Source organism: Streptomyces sp. NPDC043861 (assembly GCF_056435905.1).
The window spans coordinates 277,849-294,736 of sequence record NZ_JBWKDP010000008.1; the positions used below are offsets into that span (position 1 = coordinate 277,849).

A 16,888-nucleotide genomic window follows, 5' to 3' on the forward strand; every position below is an offset into this window, starting at 1 on the left:
ACCCATGAACCACAGGGACGCCAACACCGCACAACAGCACCGGCACGTACGGGCAGGGACGGCCGGCGACGGACCGTACGCACTCGACATCAACCCCGAGACGGCGGGCTGGGGGTACTCCGCGCTGCGGGTCCTGGAGCTGGGTCCGGGAGATGCGCACCTGCTCGCCGCGGGGGACAGCGAGTGGATCGTGCTTCCGCTCAGCGGTGGCTGTACGGTGCAGATCGAGGGCGAATCCATTGAACTGCTGGGCAGGGAGAGCGTGTTCGCCGGAGTCACCGACTTCGTCTACGTGCCGCGTGACGCCCATGCACAGATCGCCTCCGGCGTGGGAGGCCGCTTCGCCCTGGCAGGAGCGAAGTGCGAGCGACGACTCCCCGCTCGCTACGGCCCCGCGCCGGAGGTTCCCGTCGAGGACCGCGGCACGGGCAACTGCGCCCGCCGCGTCAACAATTTCGCCTCCGCGGACTCCTTCGCATGCGACCGCCTCATCGCCGTCGAGGTGCTCACACCGGGCGGCAACTGGTCGTCCTATCCGCCGCACAAGCATGACGAGTACCGGCCGGGCGAGGAGACGATACTGGAAGAGATCTACTACTTCGAGATCGACGGTGAGCACGGCTTCGGCTACCAGCGTGTGTCGCCGTCGCGCCCCGGCGGTACGGACCTGCTCGCCGAGGTCCGCGGCGGGGACGCCGTTCTCGTGCCGGACGGCTGGCACGGACCGTCCATTGCCGCGCCGGGCCACGACATGTACTACCTGAACGTCATGGCGGGCCCGGGTCCCGAGCGGGAATGGCGGATCTGCTTCCACCCCGACCACACGGAGGGCTACCGATGAGCACGGGACCGACCACGCCCACCACCGGCACACGCCGTCTCACCACGGCACAGGCGCTGATCGCCTTCCTCGCCCGCCAGTACACCGAGCGCGACGGCCACCGGCAGCGGCTGATCGGCGCCACCTGGGGCATCTTCGGCCACGGGAACGTGGCGGGGATCGGCCAGGCACTGCTGGAGTGCGGCCCGGACATGCCCTACTACCAGGGCCGCAACGAACAGGCCATGGTCCATGCGGCCGTCGGCCACGCACGCCAGTGCGGCCGCCTCTCCACCCACGCCGTCACCACATCCATCGGCCCCGGCGCCACCAACCTTGTCACCGGCGCCGCGCTCGCCACCGTCAACCGGCTCCCCGTTCTCCTGCTCCCCGGGGACACCTTCGCCGCCCGCCCTGCCGATCCGGTCCTCCAGCAGCTCGAAGTCCCCTCCGCGGGGGACGTCTCCGTCAACGACTGTCTGCGCCCCGTGTCGAAGTACTTCGACCGGATCAACCGCCCCGAGGCCCTGATCCCCGCAGCACTCGCCGCGATGCGGGTGCTCACCGACCCCGCCGAGACCGGCGCGGTCACGCTCGCGCTGCCGCAGGACGTGCAGGCGGAGGCGTACGACTGGCCCGAGGAGTTCTTCGCCGAGCGCATCTGGGGCGTACGCCGTCCGCAGCCCGACCCGGAGGAGCTGGCGGCGGCGGTACGGGCGGTCCGGTCGGCTCGCAGGCCCCTGATCATCGCCGGCGGAGGTGTCCATCACAGCGCCGCTGAGCCGGCGCTCAAGGCCTTCGCCGAAGCGACCGGCATCCCGGTCGCATCCACTCAGGCGGGCAAGGGCTCCCTGCGCCACGATCACCCCGCGGACGTCGGCGGCATCGGCCACACCGGCACCGCGGTCGCCGACGAGCTGGCCCGCGCCGCCGATCTGGTCATCGGCATCGGCACCCGCTACTCCGACTTCACCACCGCGTCCGCCACCCTCTTCACCCACCCCGAGGTCCGCTTCCTCAACATCAACATCACCGGCTTCGACGCGCACAAGCTCGCCGCGCTCCCGCTCGTCGCCGATGCCCGGGCCGGCCTCGAAGCCCTCACCGCGGCCCTTCACGGCCACCACGTCGAGCACACCTACGAGACGGAGTACACGGACGACAAGGAGCGCTGGGAGCACCGGGTCGACGCCGCGTACGAGGTGCACGACGAGGAGGCGCGCCCCACCCAGCCACAGGTTCTCGGTCTGCTCGACAGCATGGTCACCGAGGACGACATCGTGATCAACGCGGCGGGTTCGCTCCCCGGCGACCTCCACAAGCTGTGGCGCACCCGGTCCCGTGACCAGTACCACGTCGAGTACGGCTACTCCTGCATGGGCTACGAGATCCCCGCAGCGATCGGCGTCGCGATGGCCGCGCCCGGCCGGCCCGTATGGGCACTCGTCGGTGATGGCACATACTTGATGAATCCCACCGAAATCGTCACAGCAGTGCAGGAGAACATCCCGATCAAGCTGCTCATCCTCCAGAACCACGGTTACGCATCGATCGGCGGCCTGTCCGAGGCCGTCGGATCCGAGCGATTCGGCACCGCCTACCGTCACAGGGAAGCCGACGGTATGTACACAGGAGCACCGCTCCCCGTCGATCTCGCGGCCAACGCCGCGTCCCTCGGGATGCGTGTGATCCGTGCGAAGACCGTGCGTGACCTGCGCGAAGCTCTCGCGGAGGCCCGCGCGGCCGACCGCCCCACATGTGTCTACGCCGAGACCGAAACGGCAGACACTGTGTCGGGCGCGCCCCCGGCCCAGGCGTGGTGGGATGTTCCTGTGGCCGCGACCGCGACCCGCCCGTCGGCGATCAAGGCCCGGGAGGAGTACGACCGGCATGTCGTAGCCCGACGCCGCCATCTCTGAAGGACTTGAAGGAGCTTTTCGTCATGACGAAGACCGTCAACCACTGGATCGGTGGCAAGGCCGTCGAGGGCGCGTCCGGCAACTGGGGTCCGGTCACCGACCCGGCGACCGGAGCCGTGACCAGGGAGGTGGCACTCGCCTCCGTCGAGGAGGTCGACGCCGCCGTAGCCAGCGCCAAGGCCGCGTTCGCCACCTGGGGCACGTCCTCGCTGGCCCAGCGCACGACGATCCTCTTCCGCTTCCGGGCGCTCCTCGACGCGAACCGCGACGCGATCGCCGAGCTGATCACCGCCGAGCACGGCAAGGTCCACTCCGACGCGCTGGGCGAGGTGGCCCGCGGTCTGGAGATCGTGGATCTGGCCTGCGGAATCACGACCCAGCTCAAGGGCGAGCTGTCCACCCAGGTGTCGAACCGGGTGGACGTCGCGGCCATCCGCCAGCCGGTCGGAGTCGTCGCCGGCATCACGCCGTTCAACTTCCCGGCGATGGTGCCGATGTGGATGTTCCCGCTGGCCATCGCCTGCGGAAACACCTTCGTCCTCAAGCCGAGCGAGAAGGACCCGTCGGCTTCGCTGAAGCTCGCCGAGCTGTTCGCCGAGGCGGGGCTGCCGGACGGCGTCCTCAATGTGGTCCACGGCGACAAGATCGCCGTCGACCGTCTCCTCGAGCACCCGGACGTCTCGGCGATCTCCTTCGTCGGCTCCACGCCGATCGCCCGGTACATCCACACCACCGCCTCCGCCAACGGAAAGCGCGTCCAGGCGCTCGGTGGCGCCAAGAACCACATGCTGGTCCTCCCGGACGCGGACCTGGACGCGGCTGCGGACGCAGCGGTCTCCGCCGCGTACGGCTCCGCGGGTGAGCGCTGCATGGCGATCTCCGCGGTCGTCGCGGTCGGTGCGATCGGTGACGAGCTCGTCGACAAGATCCGCGAGCGTGCCGAGAAGATCAAGATCGGCCCGGGCAACGACCCGACCTCCGAGATGGGTCCGCTGATCACCAAGGCCCACCGTGACAAGGTCGCCTCCTACGTCCACGGCGCGGCCGGCCAGGGCGCCGAAGTCGTCCTCGACGGCACCGGCTACACGGTCGAGGGCTTCGAGGACGGCCACTGGATCGGACTGTCGCTCCTCGACAAGGTCTCCACCGAGTCCGACGCCTACCGGGACGAGATCTTCGGCCCCGTGCTGTGCGTGCTGCGCGCCGAGACGTACGAGGAGGGCGTGGCGCTCATGAACGCCTCTCCGTTCGGCAACGGCACCGCGATCTTCACCCGCGACGGCGGCGCCGCCCGCCGCTTCCAGATGGAGATCGAGGCGGGCATGGTCGGCGTCAACGTGCCGATCCCGGTGCCGGTGGGCTACCACAGCTTCGGCGGCTGGAAGGACTCCCTCTTCGGCGACCACCACATCTACGGCAACGACGGCGTGCACTTCTACACCCGTGGCAAGGTCGTCACCACCCGCTGGCCCGACCCGTCCGAGGCCCCGGTGGGTGTGGACCTGGGCTTCCCCCGCAACCACTGATACTCCGCCACGTTGCGCAGGACGCCGCGCGGCCCGTACGGATGCCTCGTCCGTACGGGCCGCGCGGCCGTTCAACAGCGCTCGTCGGGCTCGTCGACGATCGGCCGGAGTTCGTGCGCGGCACGCTTCGGCAGCGCCCGCAGTGCCGGGTTCGTGCGTCATGACCCGCCGAGGCACCGGGTCCGCGCCCTGCACACCGAGTCCAACGGCACCGTCCACCAGGCGCAAGGCCCGGCCATCGGCGTCCAGTTGCTGGTGCCGGTCCCGCTGGTACCGCCGGTCCTGCCGGTCCTGCCGGTCGTCAGGAAGACGAGGACGGCGATGCCGATCGTCCCGGGCGGCCTCGCGCGCACAGGCGTGAACGCCAACGGGCGCTTCCTATACTGACCGAATGATCACCGTACCGCTCAGCGCGCTCGAAGTGGCCATGGTCCAAGCGGGTGCCCGAGCCGCAGACACGTTACGAGACACCACCGAGTTCGCCCGCCGTATGGAAGACCTCGGATACCGGCGACTCTGGTACGCCGAGCATCACCATTCCCCGGCCATCGGGGCGTTCCCGCCCGTCGTCCTCACCGCCCACGCTGCCGCGTTGACGTCGTCCATCCGTCTCGGATCCGGGGGCGTTCTCGCTCCGAACCACGCCCCGATCATGCTGGCGGAGCAATTCGGCACGCTGGCCGCACTGCACGCGGGCCGTATCGATCTGGGCATCGGCCGTGGCCCGGGTACCTTCGACGAGCCGACGGCTCGGGCCCTGCGGCGCGGCGCCGGACCGACCACGGACGACGAGTACCGGGACGATGTGTCAGAGACTCTGCGTCTCCTGGTGGACGAGGTCGCGCTGGACCCGCTCCCGGAGCCGTGGCTGCTGTCCTCGAGCACGGCCGGAGCCGCGCTTGCCGCGGAACTCGGACTGCCGATCGCCTTCGCCCATCACATTCGTCCTGACAACACCCTCCCCGCGCTCGACCACTACCGCGAGCGCTTTTCTCCCTCCCGCTGGTGTGCGCGTCCCCGTGTGCTGATCTGCGTGGAAACGATATGCGCCGAGACGCAGCAGGAGGCTGCCCGGCTTGCCGGCCCGATGAATGTCGTCAAGGCGGAACTCCTCAAGGGGCGGGGCGACATCCCCTTCCCCACGCCCGAACAGGCAGCCCCCCACTCGTTCGCCGCGGAGGACGTGCAGGCGCTGGCGAGCTTCCGCGCCCAACAGGCCCACGGTTCGCCCGAGACCGTTGCGAAGCGCCTGATCGACCTCGTGGACGTGACCCGTGCGGATGAGCTCATGCTGGTGACGCCGATCTATGCGCTGGCCGACCGCTTGAGGTCCTACGAACTCGTCCGGCAGCACGTCATGATGCCAACGGCGGCATAACCACGATGCCACGCAGTCCGGCGTGATGTGCGGTGGCAGATCTGATGCGGGACCCGGCGGAGATCTCCCGGAAGGCGCTCCTGGCCGGCGGGTGCTCATGGTGGCGTGGCTCGGGGCATGTCTGTCGCCCACTGCTTGACTCCCGGGGAACCCGAGACGACACGGTCCTCCTCGGAGTACAGGACGAACCTGCTGACGGTCGCGCAGTTCGCACAGGCAGTGGTCTCGGTCACCGCGCTGCGGCACCACACAAGTGGCGTGTCGGTGCCGGCTTTTGTCGACCCGGAGACCGTGGCCGTCGACGACATGACCCCGTTCGGGCACGAGATCCATGGTCCGGTGCGGGGCGGGGGTCCGAAGGGTGCCGCGCGAGGCTGTTGCCCGAGGAGCGGGTCCGCCCGGCCGGGGAGGGGGCTCCTCGGGCAACAGCGCGGCGCAGTGGCCGTGGCCGCGATCAGAACCGCGAGTGCAGCAGCCTGTTCGGGGAGCCCGCACGCGGGTCCACGACCTTGCCGTTCGTCGCGTTGTTCACCAGGGCGTCACGGACCTGGGCCGGGGTCGCCGTGGGGTTCTGCGCGAGATACAGCGCGGCGACTCCTGCGGTGTGCGGGGTGGCCATCGACGTACCGGAGATGGTGTTCGTCGCCGTGTCGCTGTCCTTCCACGCCGAAGTGATGTCCACGCCGGGCGCGAACAGGTCCAGGCAGCTTCCGTAGTTGGAGAACGATGCCCGCCGGTCCGAGCTGTCCGTCGCGCCGACCGTGATCGCCTCGGGCACGCGGGAGGGCGAGGAGTTGCACGCGTTCACGGGGATGCCGATCAGGATGCCGTTGCCGGCCGCGACCGAGTAGCTGACGCCCGAGGCGATGGACCGCTTCACCGCGTTGTCGAGAGCGGCACTGGCCGAGCCGCCCAGGCTCATGTTGGCGACGGCCGGCTTGACGGCGTTGGCCGTCACCCAGTCGACACCGGCGATGACGCCCGCCGTCGTTCCGGAGCCGTCGCAGCCCAGGACGCGCACGGCGACAAGCTTCACGCCCTTGGCGACGCCGTACTTGCCGCCGCCGACCGTTCCCGCGACATGGGTGCCGTGGCCCTGGCAGTCCTGTCCGTTCCGGCCGTCGCCGACGGTGTCGGTGCCGACGCTCGCGCGGCTGCCGAACTCGCCGTGGGAGGTGCGGATTCCGGTGTCGATGATGTACGCGTTCACGTTCGAAGCGGACGCGTTGTACGTGTACGTCGTCGACAGCGGCAGGTTGCGCTGGTCGACGCGGTCGAGGCCCCAGGTCGCGTTCGTCTGGGTCTCATTGAGCCGGACGACGCTGTTCTGCTCGACGTAAGCCACGCGCGGGTCGGCGGCGACCTGCGCGGCCTTCGCCTTGGACATCGCGGCGGAGAAGCCGTTGAGGACCGAGCGGTAGGTGTGTTTGGGGGTCACACCCTCGTCGGCGGCGAAATCGGAGACGCGGGTGCTGCCGTCCTTGAGGACGACGATCCAGCTGTTCCCGACAGCTGTTGCAGTGGGGGCGAGACGGAGATCGCCGAGTGACGCGCTCTGCGCGGTGGGGGTGACGGCGAACTGGAGACCGGCCGCGAGGACGACTGCGGGGAGCAGTGCGCCCAGGCGTATGGAGCGCCGGGCAGTGAATCTCATCTCGTGCACCTGACCTTTCCTTGATCGGAACACGACAAACATCCGCGCGGCTCGTGCGGATGTGCGGCACAGCGTCTCGTGCGGTGATCGGGGAAAACAAGAGGTTGTTACTGGCGGGTTCGAATCAATGTCCCGGTGGCGTACGGAATTTGGCGGACATCGCCGACATTTGCGCTGGGTATTTCGGCTCACGCATTCCGATGGCCCCTCGACGCGAATCACCCGAACCGTAAGGAGTCATGAAGTGCCAGGTCAGCGCGGTGAATTTGCTGTCGTTCGTGAATTCCCGGTCTCATTCCCCGGTCCCGGTCCGCCGGTATGTGCACCGTGTGCAAGGCTGCGAGTGCCGCATATCGGACGCGCATACCGCGGCTGGTGTACGGACAGGGCGCCGGGTACTACCCGAGGAGGTCTGTGACTTCCGCCTGGCGGCAGCGGCTGTCGCGGCTGCGTCCGTTTAGGGTTTCCAGCATGAAGATCCGACTTCCCCGGCGGGACGCCGTGTCCCGGTACCGCGGGCGATGGGCGGCCGGGCTCGGTGCGCTCGCCGTCCTCGTCGGCGCCGGCACCTGGACGGCCGCCGCATCGGACGACGCACCTTCCGTGCACCGCAAGGACCAGGTGCTGACCGTGCCGGGGGCGAGGATCGACACCTCGTACTTCACCTCGGGCAAGGACGACGGGCGCAGGCCGGCCGTGCTGCTCGGGCACGGCTTCGGCGGCAGCAAGGACTCGGTACGGAGCCAGGCCGAGGAGCTGGCACGTGACGGATACGCGGTCCTGACCTGGACCGCCCGCGGCTTCGGCGCTTCCACCGGCCGGATCGGCCTCAACGACCCCGACCGCGAGGTCAAGGATGTCTCCCGGCTGATCGACTGGCTGTCCAAGCGGCCCGAGGTACGACTGGACGCGGACGGCGACCCCCGGGTGGGAGTGACCGGCGCGTCCTACGGCGGCGCGATCTCACTGCTCGCTGCAGGCCACGACCGGAGAGTGGACGCGATCGCCCCGGCGGTCACGTACTGGAACCTCGCGGATGCGCTGTTCCCGGACGGAGTCTTCAAGAAGCTCTGGGCCGGCATGTTCTTCACCACCGGCTCGGCGGGTACGTCCGGGCTCACGCCCGACATCCCCGAGGCCCCTGCGGAAGAGGAGGCTCCGGCCGGGCGCGGGCAGGCCGCGACCGGGACCGGCGGCGACAGCCCCGCCGTCGCCGCAGGCCCGGACGAAGGGGTCCCGGCGCCGGACGGGCCGGGTGCGGCGGTCGCCGCAGGCAGGCCGTCGGGGCCTCGGGCCGATGGTGCCGTGCCCGCCTGCGGGCGCTTCGAGCCCGTGCTCTGCGCCATGTACGAGCGCGTCGCCACCTCAGGCAAGCCCGACGCCGAGGCCCGCGCACTGCTGGAGGCGCGCAGCCCGTCCGCCGTCGGGAACCGGATCAAGGTGCCCACGCTCATCGTGCAGGGCCAGTCCGACTCGCTCTTCCCGCTCTCGCACGCCGACGCGATGGCCGAGGCGATCAAGAGGAACGGCGCGCCCGTCGCCGTGGACTGGATCGCAGGCGGGCACGACGGTGGTGATCTGGAGGGCGACCGTGTCCAGGGGCGGGTCTCCGCATGGTTCGACCGTCATCTGAACGGGGACACGAGCGTGGACACCGGTCCCGCCTTCCGGGTCAGCAGGACCGGAGGCGTCGACTCCACCGATGGGCAGGCGACACTCCGCGGCGCCACCGCGGCCGCCTACCCGGGTCTGCGGGCCGACGCCCGCACGGTCGAACTCACCGGCCGGACCCAGAGCTTCCGCAATCCCGCGGGCGCGAACCCGCCCGGGATCTCCGCCGTGCCCGGCATCGGAGGCGGACTGTCCGGGCTCTCCTCCCTCGGTGTCGGCCTCTCCCTCGACTTCCCCGGACAGCACGCCCGCTTCGACTCCCGCCCGCTCGAGCGGCAGACGCGGATCACCGGCTCGCCCACGGTCCGCGTCCATGTGACGTCCGACAGCGGGGAAGCGGTGCTCTTCGGCAAGCTGTACGACGTCGGACCCGACGGACGCCAACAGGTGCTGCCCGCCCAGCTCGTCGCCCCCGTGCGGGTCGAGGGAGCCAAGGACGGCAAGGCCGTCGAGCTGACCCTGCCCGCCGTGGACCACAAGGTCGAGGCAGGGCACCGGCTCCGGCTGGTCCTCGCCGCCACCGACCTGGGCTATGCGTCCCCGGTCGCCCCGGCCACCTACACCGTTTCCCTGTCGGGGCAGCTCACGGTGCCCACAGCGACGGACGTCACCACCCAGGCGGCCGCACTGCCCTGGTGGGTCTGGGGCCTGCCGGCCGCGGGCGCCGCCCTCGCCGCGGCGCTGCTGCTCACCGCCCGCCGCCGCAGCACCGCACCCGCGCCCGATCCCGAACTGGCCGATGTACCGCTCCAGATCACCGGGCTGACCAAGCGCTACGCACGATCGGCCGACCGGTACGCCGTGCGGCACCTGTCCTTCCGCGTCGAGAAGGGCCAGGTTCTCGGACTCCTCGGCCCCAACGGCGCGGGCAAGACCACCACGCTGCGCATGCTGATGGGCCTGATCACTCCCGACGAGGGCGAGATCCGGGTCTTCGGGCATGCCATCAGGCCGGGCGCGCCCGTCCTTTCCCGGGTCGGCGCGTTCGTCGAGGGTGCGGGCTTCCTGCCACACCTGTCCGGGCGGGAGAACCTGGAACTGTACTGGCGGGCCACGGGCCGGCCGGCCGAGGATTCCCACCTCGACGAGGCCCTCGACATCGCGGGTCTCGGCGACGCGCTGGCCCGCGCCGTGCGCACGTACTCGCAGGGCATGCGCCAGCGCCTCGCCATCGCCCAGGCCATGCTCGGACTGCCGGATCTGCTGATCCTCGACGAGCCGACCAATGGGCTCGACCCGCCACAGATCCGTGAGATGCGGGACGTGATGATCCGGTACGCGGCCGGGGGCCGGACCGTCATCGTCTCCAGCCACCTGCTCGCGGAGGTCGAGCAGTCCTGCACCGATCTGGTGGTCATGGACCGCGGACGGCTCGTGCAGGCGGGCCAGGTCGCCGAGATCACCGGTGCGGGCGACACCCTGCTGGTGACGACCGCGGCCGCGCCGTCCGAGCCGCTCGTGGAGAAGATCGCGGCCCTGCCCGGGATCGGCTCCGCCGTCCGCACCGACGACGGGGGTGGACTGCTGGTCCGTCTGGACGGCGCGAGCGCCACCGTGCTCATCGCCGAACTCGTACGGCTGGACGTACCGGTGACCGGCGTCGGGCCGCACCGACGCCTCGAGGACGCCTTCCTCACCCTGATCGGAGGAGCATCCGCATGAGCACCGTGCACACCAGGACGACCGTGGCGACCGCGCCCGGCTACCGGGCGCGGCACACCCTGCCGCTGCGCGTCGAGGCGGTACGTCAGCTGAAGCGCAGGCGGACGCTCGTGATGGGCGCGATCCTGGGCGTACTGCCCTTCGTGCTGATCGTGGCCTTCGCGATCGGCGGTGCACCGGACGAGCGCGGCGGGGGCGGCGGCCGGATCACGCTGATGGACACGGCGACCGCGTCCGGCGCGAACTTCGCCGCCACCTGTCTGTTCGTATCGGCCGGGTTTCTGCTGGTGGTGCCGGTCGCGCTGTTCTGCGGGGACACCGTGGCGTCCGAGGCGAGCTGGTCCTCCCTTCGCTATCTGCTCGCGGCACCGGTGCCCCGGTCCCGGCTGCTGTGGTCGAAGCTGATCGTGGCCCTCGGTTTCAGCGCGGCGGCGATGCTGCTGCTGCCACTGGTCGCACTCGCGGCCGGCACGGCGGCCTACGGCTGGGGTCCGCTGGAGCTGCCCACCGGAGGCACCCTGGCCACCGCCGACACCCTGCCGCGGCTCGCACTCGTCGTCGCGTTCATCTTTGTGTCCCAACTGGTCACCGCAGGGCTGGCGTTCTGGCTGTCGACGAGGACCGACGCCCCGCTGGGTGCGGTCGGCGGTGCGGTCGGGCTGACCATCATCGGGAATGTGCTGGACGCGGTGACGGCGCTCGGTTCCTGGCGCGACTTCCTCCCGGCCCACTGGCAGTTCGCCTGGGCCGACGCGTTGCAGCCGCAACTGGAGTGGGGAGGGATGCTGAAGGGGACAGCGGTGTCCGTGACCTATGCCCTGGTCCTCTTCGCCCTCGCCTTCCGTGGCTTCGCCCGCAAGGACATCGTGTCCTGACGGACCGTCGCCCCGACTCGGCGACCCCTTCCGGCGGGTGCCGCCGTTGCCGCATCGAGACTCATCCGCAACTTCTTCGACTGCTCCTTCGGGCCGTCCCGGACGTCACATTCACAGTGCTGACGATCCAGGGGGCGAAGATGAATCTCTGCGCAAGGGCGAATCGGACAAGGGCGTTCAGGGGAGCGCTCGTCGCGCTGCTGGCCGGCGCCGTGCTGGTGACCGGCTGCTCCGCGAGCGGGCAGGCCGACCGTGCGTCGGGAGGTGCGCACCGGGCGGAGGACGGTCCGGCGGCACCGATGCCACCCGACGGTGGCGGCCGGCCTGCGGAGGGCGCCGACGGAAGGGCGCGCGAGGGCGAGCAGAAGGGAGACACGCAGCGGGAGTTCGCGCCACCGGCCGACCTCCTGTCCACCTTCGCGCTGGACGTGGACACGGCGTCGTACGGATACGCGAGGCGAGCCCTGTCGGAAGGGCGACTGCCGGAGCCGGACTCGGTACGGCCCGAGGAGTTCGTCAACAGCTTCCGCCAGGACTATCCGCGCCCCGCGGGTGACGGCTTCACCGTGACCGTGGACGGCGCCCGTGCGGGTGGCCGAGAGGAGCGGGACTGGTCGCTGGTGCGGGTGGGTCTGGCCACCCGTACGTCCACGAGGACCGGTGAACGCCCTCCGGCCGCCCTCACGTTCGTGGTCGACATCTCCGGGTCGATGGCCGAGCCCGGTCGGCTCGACCTGGTCCGCGAGTCCCTGGGTATCCTCACCGACCAGCTGCGCGACGACGACTCGATCGCCCTCGTCACCTTCAGCGACGAGGCGGAGACCCGGCTGCCGATGACCCGGCTCGACGGCAACCGGGATCGTGTCCACCGCATCGTCGACGGGCTGGAGCCGACCGACTCGACCAATGTGGAGGCCGGTGTCCGAACCGGTTATGACGTCGCCGTGGAGGGACGCAGGCCCGGCGCGAACAATCGGGTGGTGCTTCTGTCCGACGCGCTCGCCAACACCGGTGAGACCGAGGCCGACGCGATCCTGGAGCGGATCGGGGAGTCCCGCAGGGAGTACGGCATCACGCTGTTCGGCGTGGGGGTCGGCAGTGAGTACGGCGACAAGCTGATGGAGCGGCTCACGAACCGCGGTGACGGCCACACGACCTATGTGTCCACCTCCGCGCAGGCCCGGAAGGTGTTCGTCGACCAGCTTCCCGCCCATGTGGAGCTGCGCGCGCGTGACGCCAGGGCGCAGGTCGCGTTCGACCCGGAGACGGTTCAGGAGTTCCGGCTGATCGGATACGAGAACAGGGAAGTGGCCGACGAGGACTTCCGCAACGACAGGGTGGACGGAGGCGAGGTCGGCCCCGGCCACACCGTGACCGCGCTCTACGCGGTACGGCTCCGTGAAGGGGCGGACGGCCACGTCGCCACGGCCACCGTGCGCTGGCTCGATCCGCGCAGCCGGGCGCCGCACGAGGCGTCGGGCACGGTGGAGGCGTCCGCGCTCGACCGCGATCTCTGGTCGGCGGACACCGCCCCCCGGCTCCAGGTCAGCGCCACGGCCGCGTACTTCGCCCAGGCGCTGCGCGGCGCCGGGACACCGGGGGCGCCGGCAATGGCCGACCTCGCCGAGCGGGCGGGCACCCTCGCGCGGCGTACGGAGGACGCGTCGGTGCGTCAGATGGCCGAGTCGATCCGCCAGGCCGACGCATTGCTCGGGTGAGCCCGACGGGCCGTCGTCCGCGGTGCGGGTGCGGGTGCGGGTGCGGTTGAGGGGCTGGGCCGGGGCGGGGACGGACCGAGGCCCGCGACCGGTCCCGGTTCCAGGGCGGCGGCGGAACCGCGGGGCCGGGACGGGCGTGGGACGGCGCCCGCCCCGGCCATGGCCGGCAGACCGCTGGCCCGGTGCGGCAGGTGTGCTGCGCGCGAGCGCCCGGCACGTCAGAATGTGCGGCATGGTGGCCTCCCTGCTGCTCGCCCTCGCCGTCATCTCCACCGGCCTGTACGCGGGTTTCATGCTGATCTTTCTGACCGGGATCATGCCCGCGCTGGCGAGGCTCCCCGACGACCAGTTCGTCCCGGCCATGCGGCGCATCAACGAAGAGGTGCCACGTGCCGTGTTCCTGGTGGTCTTTCTGGCCATCATTGCGTTCCCCGTGGCGGCGCTCGCCGTGCCCGCCGAAGGCCGTTCGGACGCCCGGATGTGGCTCGTCCTGGCCGGGCTGGTCTGCGCGGTGCTCAATCATCTGATCACGCTCGCCGGGAACATCCCGCTGAACAACGCGCTGGCATCCTCCGTGGCGTCCCCCGACTCCGAGGTGCGTGCGGCGTTCGAAGCCAAGTGGAACCGGTTCCATGCCGTGCGTACGGTGCTCGTCCTCGTCTCGTTCGTCCTCCTCGTCTGGGCCTCGCTCGTGTGACGCAAAGCCGACGCCGGCAACAGCCGGACCGTCCGCAGAAGGGGGAACTCTTGTACGGTCGTGTGCGGCATGCCGAGACAACGTTGTCGGATCGCACGGCGCCTCTGCTCCGCATTGCACGCGTACACCGCACGAAACGAACTCCGGCACAACGAACTCCGGCGCGAACTCCGGTGTGGTCCGCCGGGCAGGCCGGGGGCGGGTTGTCCCGGTCGTCCCCACTCCGGCAGGGGCCGATCCCCCACGCGGGACAACCCGTCTCCTTCCGGGCCCGGTTCAGCCGGCGTCGGGAAGGCGCTCCCCGCAGCGGCCGCAGTAGCGTGCGTCCGATTCCGTGGCGAGCCGTCCGCACTCCACGCAGACGCGGTCCAGCAGACACACGGGCTCACCCCCGTCCATCGCCGCGCCCGCCCCGTCGGCGGTCCTGATCGCGAGGCCGGGGCGCCGCCGGTGAACGCTCAGTTGGATGAGGCCCTCGGGGCCGGCGTGCAGGGACCGGCGGGTGCCGCGCGGCAGCCAGACCAGCGAACCGGCGGCGATGTCCTGCTGCTCGCCGTCGATATGGAGGAGGCCGCTCCCGCCGGTGACATGGAGCAGCACGTCAAGATCGGGTTCGATGTGTTCGGCGACATGGGTGTCCGGCGGCAGCCGGACGACGTTGGCGTCGAGCTGGCGGCCGTCCGCCGAGAGGCGCCAGAGTGCCCCGCTGCGGTCCTCCGCGATTCCTTCGCTCAGTTCGGCCAGCCGCGCGAGCACGCCCGGGCCGGAAGGGGATGTCATGTGGTTCCTCCTGCGCTCGATCCCCACGCGATCCTCGCCGGACCCCAGAGCCACGGATGGTATCCCGCACGGACCGCCCATGGCCGGTGGCCGTACGCTGCCCGCGCACCCCCGGGGTGTCCGGCACTCCCGCAGAATCGGTTCCGACCAGGCAGAAGTGGTCCGAAGCGGTCCTGGGAATTCCGAGGCGCTCCGAAACAGTCCTCAGCAGTCTCGAACTGGAGAACCCGCGTGACCGACCAGCCCGGAAGGCCATTCCTCTACGTCATCGTATGCGCGGCCGGGAACGCTGGCGACGTAGGCAAGTTGATCACCGCTGCGCAGGAACAGCTGTGGGACGTGGGCGTCATCGCCACTCCGCAGGGTCTCGGTTTCATCGACGCCGACGCCGTGACGGCCATGACCGGGCACCCGGTCCGTTCGGCCTGGCGCCGACCGGGCGTGGCACGGCCCTTTCCGCCCGCGGACGCAATGGCGGTGGCCCCGGCGACGTTCAACACCATCAACAAGTGGGCCGCGGGTATCGCCGACACCCTTGCGGTGGCCACTCTGTGCGAGGCGTACGGGGCGGGCGTACCCACCGCGGTCCTGCCGAGCGTGAACGCCGCGCTCGCCGCCCATCCCGCGTACCAGGAGAGTGTGAAGCGGCTGCGCGGGATGGGCGTGCTGTTCGGTACGGACGAGAGCTTCCGCTGGGAGCACGCACTGGAACTCCTCGCGTCGGCGGACGACACCGCCGCCGGCGGCTAGGCCTTGTATCGGAAGTGGATCTCGGGCTGTGAATGATCACGGTTCATGGGGCGGGGAGATCTCACGGACGAGCAGTGGGCGGTGCTGGAGCCGCTGTTGCCGAACGGTGCCAGGACGGGGCGGCCGCCAGTCTGGCCTCGGCGGCAGTTGATCGACGGCATACGGTTCCGGGTCCGGACAGGTGTTCCGTGGCGGGACGTGCCCGTCGAGTACGGGCGTGGGCCGGATCCACGACCTGTTCCGCCGATGGCAGCGGGACGGCGCCTGGCACCGGATCCTCACCCGTCTTCAGTCCCTGGCTGACGCGGAAGGTGCTATCACGTGGGACCTGAGCGTCGACTCCACGGCGTGCCGTGCCCGCTGCGCAGAAGTCGGTCTCCGGGTGTAGCACCCGCAGCGCGACAAACTGCGCCACGTCCGCAGGATCACGCGGCGTGGAGAACTTCAGCTGTTCCCAACCCAGGTTGCCGTGGCGATCGGTCTCTCTGTCGAGAGGTGTGTTGACCTGCTGTTTCAAGGTTTCCGCAAGGTTTGTGCAAAGCGGTACCGGCATCGTGGAACTGGCACGAGAGCCGGAGCCTATGGCCCGGATACCCCTGGTCCTCGCTTGCGGGAAAGGGGCCTGGCCTGCTCGAGAACCTACCGACTACGCTTGGGAGATCTCATCGTGAAACTTCTTCGGACAGTCTCTGTCGCAGCGGCTGGACTGGCGCTGACTGCTGGCACGGTCGTGATGAGCGGCAGCTCAGCGGTGGCAGACCCGTCCTCGGCTTCGGCAGCGGCCAGCTGTCGGAAGTCGCAGGACTCCAACACCTTCGGCACCTACTGCAGCTCCGCGGAAGGCCGCTACTTCCGGGCTGTCGCGGTGTGCAAGAACGGCCAGGAAGTCCGTGGCCAGCAGTGGAAGAGGGTGGGCAGCGGCAGCTGGTCCTGGGCGTACTGCACCCAAGTGAACTCCTCGCTCTCCTGGGGATATGCCGAGATCGGCAACTAGCCCTCGAACCTGGCTGACGGTCCTCGTCAGCCTCGCTGACGAGGACCTCCTCGGTGAGCGTCTCCCGGGGCCGCATGATCCACGAGGTGATCTTGCGAGGACTCGGGATGTCGGCCCGGACCGGTTCGGCGGTGCCGCGCGGAGGGCGGCGAGGTGTTTGCGAACGACCTGGCGGCTGCCGCGATAGCCGCGAGCCTGGATCTCCAGGAACAGGCGTGTGATGCCTCCCTACGGCACCTGTTCGTCCAGCCGGGCAGGCCCCCGCCCCATTCAAGCCGCCAGCCCGCGCCGAGCCTGCCCCATCGCCTGCTGCTGCAACGCCCCCGCGCGATGAACCAGTTTTCGAATCGGTAGTTGCCTCCGGCGCCGCCCCGGCTGCACCTTCCCCAGCTGAGCAGGAGCCGACCGCAGAGCCGCAGCCGTCAATGCCAGCACCGCCGCCGC

13 protein-coding genes and 1 pseudogene are annotated in these 16,888 nt (G+C 70.3%); 12 read left to right on the forward strand and 2 right to left on the reverse strand.

What is annotated here, in order from left to right:
* The first annotated feature begins 4 nt into the window (after positions 1-4).
* From iolB to AC068D_RS20645, 5 genes are read left to right on the forward strand one after another with little or no spacing between them, the layout of a single operon-like run.
* The gene (iolB, locus tag AC068D_RS20625; RefSeq protein WP_478824448.1) at positions 5-841 is read left to right on the forward strand and encodes a 5-deoxy-glucuronate isomerase; all 837 of its coding nucleotides are present in this window, start codon (positions 5-7) and stop codon (positions 839-841) included.
* Positions 838-2,739: a 3D-(3,5/4)-trihydroxycyclohexane-1,2-dione acylhydrolase (decyclizing) gene (gene iolD / locus AC068D_RS20630; RefSeq protein WP_478824449.1), complete on the forward strand. Its 1,902-nt coding sequence runs from the start codon at positions 838-840 to the stop codon at positions 2,737-2,739. The genes iolB and iolD overlap by 4 nt, the downstream gene beginning before the upstream one ends.
* Positions 2,740-2,762: 23 nt before the next feature.
* A complete protein-coding gene (gene mmsA / locus AC068D_RS20635) occupies positions 2,763-4,265 on the forward strand; it encodes a CoA-acylating methylmalonate-semialdehyde dehydrogenase (RefSeq protein WP_478824450.1) in 1,503 nt (500 codons plus the stop codon).
* A 12-nt stretch (positions 4,266-4,277) separates the two neighbouring features.
* The gene (locus AC068D_RS20640; RefSeq protein ID WP_478824451.1) at positions 4,278-4,652 is read left to right on the forward strand and encodes a hypothetical protein; all 375 of its coding nucleotides are present in this window, start codon (positions 4,278-4,280) and stop codon (positions 4,650-4,652) included.
* A 4-nt stretch (positions 4,653-4,656) separates the two neighbouring features.
* Positions 4,657-5,643, forward strand: a complete 987-nt coding sequence (locus AC068D_RS20645) for an LLM class flavin-dependent oxidoreductase (RefSeq protein ID WP_478824452.1) — start codon at positions 4,657-4,659, stop codon at positions 5,641-5,643.
* A gap of 454 nt (positions 5,644-6,097) precedes the next feature.
* Here AC068D_RS20645 and AC068D_RS20650 read toward each other — a convergent pair whose 3' ends face one another.
* The gene (locus tag AC068D_RS20650; RefSeq protein WP_478824453.1) at positions 6,098-7,297 is read right to left on the reverse strand and encodes a S8 family peptidase; all 1,200 of its coding nucleotides are present in this window, start codon (positions 7,295-7,297) and stop codon (positions 6,098-6,100) included.
* 471 nt (positions 7,298-7,768) lie between these two features.
* On the opposite strand from AC068D_RS20650, the gene AC068D_RS20655 reads away from it, so the two are divergent.
* From AC068D_RS20655 to AC068D_RS20670, 4 genes are all read left to right on the forward strand, one after another.
* Positions 7,769-10,630, forward strand: a complete 2,862-nt coding sequence (locus tag AC068D_RS20655) for an alpha/beta fold hydrolase (RefSeq protein WP_478824454.1) — start codon at positions 7,769-7,771, stop codon at positions 10,628-10,630.
* A complete protein-coding gene (locus AC068D_RS20660) occupies positions 10,627-11,505 on the forward strand; it encodes an ABC transporter permease (protein ID WP_478824455.1) in 879 nt (292 codons plus the stop codon). Before AC068D_RS20655 ends, AC068D_RS20660 begins: the two co-directional genes overlap by 4 nt.
* A gap of 140 nt (positions 11,506-11,645) precedes the next feature.
* On the forward strand, positions 11,646-13,223 hold the full coding sequence (locus AC068D_RS20665; protein ID WP_478824456.1) for a vWA domain-containing protein: 1,578 nt from the start codon (positions 11,646-11,648) through the stop codon (positions 13,221-13,223).
* 235 nt (positions 13,224-13,458) lie between these two features.
* Positions 13,459-13,920 carry an anthrone oxygenase family protein gene (locus tag AC068D_RS20670; protein WP_478824520.1) on the forward strand — a complete coding sequence of 154 codons (462 nt, stop codon included), beginning with the start codon at positions 13,459-13,461 and terminating at the stop codon, positions 13,918-13,920.
* A gap of 276 nt (positions 13,921-14,196) precedes the next feature.
* Here AC068D_RS20670 and AC068D_RS20675 read toward each other — a convergent pair whose 3' ends face one another.
* Positions 14,197-14,700 (reverse strand): cupin domain-containing protein, encoded by a 504-nt coding sequence (locus AC068D_RS20675; protein ID WP_478824457.1) that lies wholly within the window; start codon positions 14,698-14,700, stop codon positions 14,197-14,199.
* Positions 14,701-14,931: 231 nt separating this feature from the next.
* Between AC068D_RS20675 and AC068D_RS20680 the strand changes: the two genes are divergently transcribed.
* The 3 genes and pseudogenes from AC068D_RS20680 to AC068D_RS20690 all read left to right on the forward strand — a co-directional run bounded on the left by AC068D_RS20680 (position 14,932) and on the right by AC068D_RS20690 (position 16,444).
* Complete coding sequence (locus AC068D_RS20680; protein ID WP_478824458.1) at positions 14,932-15,450, forward strand: flavoprotein; 519 nt, start codon at positions 14,932-14,934, stop codon at positions 15,448-15,450.
* Between the two features lie 45 nt (positions 15,451-15,495).
* Positions 15,496-15,832: pseudogene (locus AC068D_RS20685) on the forward strand (transposase); the annotation flags it as partial.
* 351 nt (positions 15,833-16,183) lie between these two features.
* Positions 16,184-16,444: a hypothetical protein gene (locus AC068D_RS20690; RefSeq protein ID WP_385433691.1), complete on the forward strand. Its 261-nt coding sequence runs from the start codon at positions 16,184-16,186 to the stop codon at positions 16,442-16,444.
* The last annotated feature ends 444 nt before the right edge of the window (positions 16,445-16,888 follow it).

What these genes read in the sequence shown, in the direction of transcription:
- iolB (WP_478824448.1), top strand. Translation starts at nt 5, where the DNA reads ATGAACCACAGGGACGCCAACACCGCACAACAGCACCGGCACGTACGG.
- iolD (WP_478824449.1), top strand. Translation starts at nt 838, where the DNA reads ATGAGCACGGGACCGACCACGCCCACCACCGGCACACGCCGTCTCACC.
- mmsA (WP_478824450.1), top strand. Translation starts at nt 2,763, where the DNA reads ATGACGAAGACCGTCAACCACTGGATCGGTGGCAAGGCCGTCGAGGGC.
- AC068D_RS20645 (WP_478824452.1), top strand. Translation starts at nt 4,657, where the DNA reads ATGATCACCGTACCGCTCAGCGCGCTCGAAGTGGCCATGGTCCAAGCG.
- AC068D_RS20650 (WP_478824453.1), bottom strand. Translation starts at nt 7,297, where the DNA reads ATGAGATTCACTGCCCGGCGCTCCATACGCCTGGGCGCACTGCTCCCC.
- AC068D_RS20655 (WP_478824454.1), top strand. Translation starts at nt 7,769, where the DNA reads ATGAAGATCCGACTTCCCCGGCGGGACGCCGTGTCCCGGTACCGCGGG.
- AC068D_RS20660 (WP_478824455.1), top strand. Translation starts at nt 10,627, where the DNA reads ATGAGCACCGTGCACACCAGGACGACCGTGGCGACCGCGCCCGGCTAC.
- AC068D_RS20665 (WP_478824456.1), top strand. Translation starts at nt 11,646, where the DNA reads ATGAATCTCTGCGCAAGGGCGAATCGGACAAGGGCGTTCAGGGGAGCG.
- AC068D_RS20675 (WP_478824457.1), bottom strand. Translation starts at nt 14,700, where the DNA reads ATGACATCCCCTTCCGGCCCGGGCGTGCTCGCGCGGCTGGCCGAACTG.
- AC068D_RS20690 (WP_385433691.1), top strand. Translation starts at nt 16,184, where the DNA reads ATGAGCGGCAGCTCAGCGGTGGCAGACCCGTCCTCGGCTTCGGCAGCG.